The 7,341-nt window shown below is 72.7% G+C and carries 6 protein-coding genes; 4 read left to right on the top strand and 2 right to left on the bottom strand.

The window, feature by feature from the left end; translation table 11 throughout:
* The first annotated feature begins 133 nt into the window (after positions 1–133).
* The 4 genes from fabG (at position 134) to ACFWRT_RS35735 (ending at position 5,424) form a co-directional block, all read left to right on the top strand.
* On the top strand, positions 134–916 hold the full coding sequence (gene fabG / locus ACFWRT_RS35750; RefSeq protein WP_380955317.1) for a 3-oxoacyl-ACP reductase FabG: 783 nt from the start codon (positions 134–136) through the stop codon (positions 914–916).
* Positions 917–936: 20 nt separating this feature from the next.
* Entirely contained in the window at positions 937–1,872 is a 936-nt protein-coding gene (locus tag ACFWRT_RS35745; RefSeq protein ID WP_380955316.1) for an aromatase/cyclase, read from the top strand.
* 2 nt (positions 1,873–1,874) lie between these two features.
* The gene (locus ACFWRT_RS35740; protein WP_380955314.1) at positions 1,875–4,232 is read left to right on the top strand and encodes an SDR family oxidoreductase; all 2,358 of its coding nucleotides are present in this window, start codon (positions 1,875–1,877) and stop codon (positions 4,230–4,232) included.
* 280 nt (positions 4,233–4,512) lie between these two features.
* Positions 4,513–5,424, top strand: a complete 912-nt coding sequence (locus ACFWRT_RS35735) for an alpha/beta hydrolase (protein WP_380955313.1) — start codon at positions 4,513–4,515, stop codon at positions 5,422–5,424.
* Positions 5,425–5,490: 66 nt separating this feature from the next.
* Here ACFWRT_RS35735 and metF read toward each other — a convergent pair whose 3' ends face one another.
* Positions 5,491–6,360: a methylenetetrahydrofolate reductase [NAD(P)H] gene (gene metF / locus ACFWRT_RS35730; protein ID WP_380955312.1), complete on the bottom strand. Its 870-nt coding sequence runs from the start codon at positions 6,358–6,360 to the stop codon at positions 5,491–5,493.
* On the bottom strand, positions 6,357–7,340 hold the full coding sequence (locus ACFWRT_RS35725; protein WP_380955311.1) for a carbohydrate kinase family protein: 984 nt from the start codon (positions 7,338–7,340) through the stop codon (positions 6,357–6,359). The genes metF and ACFWRT_RS35725 overlap by 4 nt, the downstream gene beginning before the upstream one ends.
* Position 7,341: the final 1 nt, after the last annotated feature.

Below are 7,341 nucleotides of genomic sequence, written 5' to 3'. Positions count from 1 at the left end.
CACTTCCTAAGTCCTTTTGTGTCCTCTTGGTGTGGGTTTTTTTTGTTTTATACCCCCCCCCCCCCCCCCCGCCCCCCCCCCCCCCCCCCCCCCCCCCCGCCCCTCCCACCGCCCCTTGTTTGGAGTAACCGTCATGCAGCAGGACAAGCCCGTCGCGCTCGTCACCGGCGCGACCAGCGGAATCGGCCTGGCAGTCGCCCGGCTGCTCGCCGGGCAGGGCCACCGGGTCTTCCTCGGCGCCCGCACCGAGGAGAACGTGGCCGCCACCGTCAAGGAGCTGCGGGAAGAAGGGCTGGAGGTCGACGGAACGGCCGTGGACGTGAGGTCCGGCGACGCGGTGGAGGCCTTCGTCCAGGCCGCCGTGGACCGCTTCGGACCCGTCGACGTCCTGGTCAACAACGCGGGCCGCAGCGGGGGAGGGGTGACCGCGGACCTCACCGACGAACTGTGGGACGACGTCATCGACACCAACCTCAACAGCGTCTTCCGGGTGACCCGGGCCGTGCTCAACACCGGCGGGATGCGGGCCAAGGACCGCGGCCGGATCATCAACATCGCCTCCACCGCGGGCAAGCAGGGCGTGGTCCTCGGCGCCCCCTACTCCGCCTCCAAACACGGCGTCGTCGGGTTCACCAAAGCCCTGGGCAACGAACTGGCACCCACCGGCGTCACCGTGAACGCCGTCTGCCCCGGCTACGTCGAAACCCCCATGGCCCAGCGCGTCCGCGAAGGCTACGCGGCCGCCTACCAGACCTCCGAGACCGCGATCCTGGAGAAGTTCCAGGCGAAGATCCCGCTCGGCCGCTACTCCACCCCGCAGGAGGTCGCCGGACTGGTCGGCTACCTCGCCTCGGACACCGCCGCCTCCATCACCGCACAGGCGCTGAACGTCTGCGGCGGCCTGGGCAACTTCTGACCACTCCAAGGAGGTTCACCATGACGACCCATCAGGTCGAGCACGAGATCACGGTGGCGGCCCCGCCCCCCACCGTCTACCGGCTCCTGGCCGACGTACAGAACTGGCCGCGCATCTTCCCCCCGACCATCCACGTCGACCAGGTCGAGCACGACGGCGACAACGAGCGCATCCGGATCTGGGCGACCGCCAACGGCGCAGCCAAGAACTGGACCTCCCGCCGCACGCTCGACCCGCAGGGCCTGCGCATCGACTTCCGGCAGGAGGTCTCCACCCCGCCGGTCGCCTCCATGGCAGGCACCTGGGTCATCGAGCCGCTGCCCGGGGCCGGCTGCCGGGTGCGGCTGCTGCACGACTACCGGGCGATCGACGACGACCCGGCCGGCCTGGCGTGGATCGACGAGGCCGTCGACCGCAACTCACGCTCCGAACTCGCCGCCCTCAAGGAGAACGTGGAACGGGCCCACGCCGCACAGGCACTGACCTTCTCCTTCGAGGACAGCGTCCAGGTCCACGGCAGCGCCGAGCACGTCTACGACTTCATCAACGAAGCCGGCCTGTGGTCCCAGCGCCTGCCCCACGTGGCGACCGTGCGCCTGACCGAGGACGAACCGGGTCTGCAGACCCTGGAGATGGACACCCGCGCCAAGGACGGCTCCGTGCACACCACCAAGTCCTACCGCGTGTGCCTCCCGCACGAGAAGATCGCCTACAAACAGGTCACCCTGCCCGCCCTGATGACCCTGCACACCGGCTACTGGACCTTCACCGAGGACGACCACGGCACCACCACCGCCTCCTCGCAGCACACCGTCGTCATCAACGAGGAGAACATCGCCCGGATCCTGGGCACCGACGCCACCGTCACCGACGCCCGCGAATACGTCCAGGGCGCACTGTCGGCCAACAGCCGCATCACCCTGGGCCACGCCAAGGACTACGCCGAGAAGCGCTGACGATGACGGCCCACCGACTCGACACCCACGCCATCGTCGTGGGCGCAGGCCCCGTCGGGCTGATGCTCGCCGGGGAACTGCGCCTGGGCGGGGCCGACACCGTCGTGCTGGACAAGCTCCCCAGCCCCACGACGGAATCCAGGGCCTCGACGCTCCACGCCCGCACCATGGAGATCCTCGAAACCCGCAACCTGCTCGCCCCGCTCGGCGACCTGCCCAACGAGCCGATGGGCCACTTCGGAGGCATCCCTCTCGACCTGTCCCTGCCCAGCCGCTACCCGGGACAGTGGAAAGTCCCCCAGACCCGCGTCGAGGAACTCCTCGCACACCGGGCCACCAGCCTCGGCGCCGACCTCCGGCGCGGCCACGAACTCACCGCCCTGACCGTCACCACCGACGCCGTCGAGGCACAGATACGCCTCACCGACGGGCGCACCACCCGCCTGCGCGCCAAGTGCGTCGTGGGCTGCGACGGCGAGAACAGCACCGTGCGGCACCTGGGCGGCTTCGCCTTCCCCGGCACCGACGCCCGGCGCCACCTGCTGCGCGCGGACATCGACGGCATCGACATCCCAGGCCGGCGCTTCGAGAGACTGCCCCACGGCCTGGCCATCGCCGCCCGCCGCCCGGACGGCGTCACCCGGGTGATGGTCCACGAATACGGGGCCCGGCCCCGCACCGCACCGCCCGGGTTCACCGAGGTCACCGACGCGTGGAAACGCGTGACCGGAGAAGACATCAGCGGCGGCCGCCCCCTGTGGGTCAACACCTTCGGCGACGCCTCCCGCCACGCCGCGCGCTACCGCGACCACCGCCTCCTCCTCGCCGGGGACGCCGCACACCAGCAGATGCCCATCGGCGGACAGGCCCTCAACCTCGGCCTGCAGGACGCCGCCAACCTCGGCTGGAAACTCGCCGCCCAGCTCACCGGACGCGGCCCCGACGGACTGCTGGACAGCTACCACAGCGAACGGCACGCGGTCGGCCGCAGAGTCCTGGACAACATCCGCGCCCAGGCACTCCTGCTGCTGGGAACCACCGAGGCCGACCCCGCACGCCAGGTCCTGGCCGAACTGCTCCGGCACGAGGACGCACGCCGCCACCTGGCAGGAATGATCTCCGGCCTGGACACCCGCTACGACGTCGGGCCCGGCACCCACCCCCTGCTCGGCGCCCGCCTGCCGCACCAGGAACTGACCACCCGCACCCCGGGGCCCGCCACCGCGGCCGAACTGATGCACGACGGCCGCGGCGTCCTGCTCCTGCCGCCCGGCGACACCGCACACCACCACACGCTGCGCACCGCCGCCCTCCCCTGGAAGGGCCTGGTCCACACGGCCACCACCGCCCCGCCCACCGGCCCCGCCGCCCCGGAACCCGGAGCCGCCGGCCCTGGCGCCCCGGCCCTGCTGGTACGGCCCGACGGACACGTCGCCTGGGCGGGAGAGGACCCCACCGGCCTCACCACGGCCCTGCACCGCTGGTTCGGCACCGCCGCGGCACCCGCCGCCCCACCCACCACGCAGACCTCTCCACCCCGGCCCCTCACACCGGTGAAGTCCCCTGCGACGCCACCACGGAAGAAGCGGAGTACAGACATGGGCAGGCTCAGCGCAAAGACCGCGCTCGTCACCGGCGCGAGCCGGGGGATGGGCCGGGCCACAGCACTCCGGCTCGCCCAGGAAGGAGCACTCGTCGCGGTGCACTACGCATCGAACGAGGAGGCGGCCGCCGACGTCCTGGAACGGATCGAGAAGGACGGCGGCCGCGGCTTCACCGTACGGGCGGAACTCGGCCCGGCCGGCGATGTCCACGAGCTCTTCCTGGGCCTGGAGAACGGCCTGCGGGAGCGCACGGGCAGCACCGGTCTGGACATCCTCGTCAACAACGCCGGCGTCATGGGCAACGTGAAACCCCAGGACACCACGCCCGAAGCGTTCGACCGGATTTTCGCGGTCAACGCCAAGGCCCCGTTCTTCCTCATCCAGCGCGCGCTGAAGAACATGCCCGACGGCGGCCGCATCATCAACATCTCCACCGGCCTCACCCGCTTCGCGAACCCCGACGAGATCGCCTACGCGATGAGCAAGGGCGCCGTCGAACAACTCGCCCTGCACTACGCCAAACTCCTCGGCCCCCGCGGTATCACCATCAACTCCGTGGCCCCGGGCATCACCCGCAACGACAACCCGGTCTTCGCCATCCCCGAAGCCGTGGAGCAGATGGCACAGCTGTCCACCTTCAACCGCGTCGGCGAACCCGGGGACGTCGCCGACGTCGTGGCCTTCCTCGCCACCGACGAAGCACGCTGGATCACCGGCTCGTTCGTCGACGCCACCGGAGGAACACTCCTCGGCTGACACACCCCCCGCCCACCGGCCGGCCGGACGACACCCCCCTGCCGCCCACGCCCCCCGCCGCGGCACCCGCCCGGCCGGCCGACCCACACCACCCGGTCCAGCGGCACGACAGACCGGGCACCGAGCCCCCGGCACCACCCCCTGGCCCCCCCGGTATCCCGGCACGCCCCCCGGGCACCCCGGGCCCCGGCCCCCCGGCACACCCCGCCCCGCTCGGCCCCTCCACCCCGCCCCCCGGGACGGTCCCGCACGCCCGACGATCCACCCTGGAGCGACCCGCATGGCCGAGCCCGCACCCCGCACACCCCCACCCACCCACCGCATCACCCTCGACGCGGACGGGCTGCCCCTGTCGGCACTGCTCGCCCTGCCCGAGCACCGGCCACCGCGCGCCGTGGTGGTCGCGGTGCACGGCGGCGGAATGCGCGCCGGCTACTTCGACAGCCGGGCCAGACCCGGCCACTCCCTGCTCACCCTGGGCGCCGAACTCGGCTACACCGTCCTGGCGGTGGACCGCCCCGGCTACGGGGCATCCGCCGCCCACCTGCCCCAAGGACAGAGCCTGGCCGACCAGGCGGCGACCCTGCACGCGGCCCTGGCCGGCTTCGCCCGCACCCGGGAACAGGGCGCCGGACACTTCGTCGTGGCGCACTCCAACGGCGGCAAACTCGCCCTGGCACTCGCCGCGGGCCACGAACCCGGCACCGGCACCGGCCTCGTCGGCCTGGACATCTCCGGCCTCGGCACCCGCCCGGCCGTCGAACCGCACGACCTGCCCGGCCCCGGCCGGCCGGGCACCTGGCGCCGGCACTGGGGCCCGCTGCGCCTGTATCCGCCCGAAGCGTTCGGCCAGTGCCGCGGCGTCGTCGCCCCCGTGCCCGCACGCGAAGCCCGGGAAGCGGCGCGCTGGCCGCAGATGTACCCCGCCATCGCCGCCCGGGTGAGCGTTCCCGTCCGGTTCACCTTCGCCGAGCAGGAACAGTGGTGGCACCAGGACGAACAGGCGCTTTCGGCGCTGCGCGCACCGCTGGCCGCCCCCCACGTCGTGATCGACCGTCAGCCCGACGCCGGGCACAACATCAGCCTGGGCTGGGCCTCCCGCACCTACCACCTGAAGGCACTGGCCTTCCTGGAGCAGTGCCTCCTGGCCCGGGAGACCGCGGCGCCCACCGCGCCGCGGACACCCTGCTGACCCGCAGGCGCCCTGCTGCCCCGCGGGCATCCTGCTGACAGACCGGGCGCCGGGCCGCCCGGTCTGTCAGGCGTGGGCGGAACCTGCCGGCGCACCGTGCGAGGCGGTCACGTTGCGGTGCACCTCCAGGGCCGCCGCGCAGCGGTTCAGGGTGATGTAGTGCAGGCCCGGTGCCCCCTCCGCGAGGAGCCGGCCGGCCAGGGCCGTGGCGTGCTCGACCCCGATCCGGTGGCCCTCGGCGGGATTCTCCCGGGCCGCCTCCAGCCGGCCGGCGAGATCCTGCGGGAAGGAGGCTCTGGACAGTTCGGCGAAGCGGCGGATCTGCCGGACGTCGGTGGCGGGCATGATCTCGGGGATGATCGGGGTGTCGCACCCCGCCGAGGCCACCCGGTCGCGCAGCCGCAGATAGTCCTCCGCACGGAAGAACATCTGCGTGATGGCGTAGTCCGCACCGGCCCGGCACTTGGCGACGAAGTGCCGGATGTCGCTGTCCCAGTCCGGCGAGCGCGGGTGCCGCTCGGGGAAAGCGGCCACCCCGATGGTGAAATCGCCCAGGGAACGCACCAGTTCCACGAGCTGGTAGGCGTGGGTGAAACCGTCCGGGTGCGGCACCCACGGCCCTGTGGGGTCACCGGGCGGGTCCCCGCGCAGCACCAGGACATCGCGGATACCGGCATCGGCGTACCGGCCGATGATGCGACGCAGCTCGGCGACGGAGTGACCCACCGCGGTCAGATGGGCGACCGGGCGCAGCGTGGTCTCGGTGGCGATCCGGTGGGTGACCTCCACGGTGCGCTCCCGTGAGGAACCGCCCGCACCGTAGGTGACGGAGACGAAATCGGGCCGCAGCGCCTCGACCCGGCGCACCGTCCTCCACAGGGCGGCGGCACCCGTGGCGGTCTTGGGCGGGAAGAACTCGAAGGAGTACGTCGTCATCGCACCCGCTCCAGCACCGCGCCGGCCTCCGCCGCGGCCGCGTCCCCGTAACGGGACGCCAGGGCCCGGGAAAGGTCCCGCGCCGTCACCGTGTACTCCTGCGGGCCGGTGGAGCCGAGCGCCGTCGTCGCCAGTGCGCAGCCGAGCCGGGCCGCGGCACCGGGGCGGAGCCGCTGGGCCAGTCCCGCGAGGAAACCGGCACGGAAGGCGTCGCCGACCCCGGTCGGATCGACCGGAGCCGCGCACGGGACGGCGGGCACCACCTCGTCCCCGGTGTCCCTGCGGGCGATCCGCACGCCCTGGGCGCCGAGCGTGGTGACCCAGGCCCCGACCCGCTCCAGGACCTGCCGCTCGCTCCAGCCGGTGCGTTCGCGCACCAGAGCCGCCTCGTACTCGTTGGTGAACAGCCACGCCGCGCCCTCCACCAGGCCGCGGGTCTGCTCCCGGGACAGCGAGGCGAGCTGCTGGGAGGGGTCCGCGGCGAAGGGGATGCCCAGCTCGCGGCACTCCTGCGTGTGCCCCGTCATCGCTTTCGGGTCGTTGGGGGAGACCAGCACCAGGTCGAGGCCGCCGGCGGCCTCGGCGACGGCACCCAGCCGGATGTCCGCGGCCTCCGCCATCGCCCCGGGGTAGAACGCGGCGATCTGGTTCATGTCCTGGTCGGTGAGGCACAGGAACCGGGCCGTCTGGCGGGTGGCGGACACCAGCACCGCGTCGGTGTCGACGCCGTGCTCCTTCAGCCGCGGGCGGTGGCCGTCGAAGTCGGCGCCCGCCCCGCCGACGAGCACCGGGTCCTGGCCCAGCACCCCCAGCCCGTAGGCGATGTTGGCCGCGACGCCGCCTTGGCGTACGTCCATCCCGTCCACCAGGAAGGACAGCGAGACCTTGTCGAGCTGGTCGGCCAGGAGCTGGTCGGTGAACCTGCCGGGGAAGGTCATCAGATGGTCGATGGCGATGGAACCGGTGACGGCGATCCGCATC

It is taken from the genome of Streptomyces cyaneofuscatus, assembly GCF_042718795.1.
Lineage (GTDB): Bacteria > Actinomycetota > Actinomycetes > Streptomycetales > Streptomycetaceae > Streptomyces > Streptomyces cyaneofuscatus_A.
The sequence above is the reverse complement of the archived record's forward strand: the minus strand, read 5'-3'. Positions and strand labels throughout refer to the sequence as shown.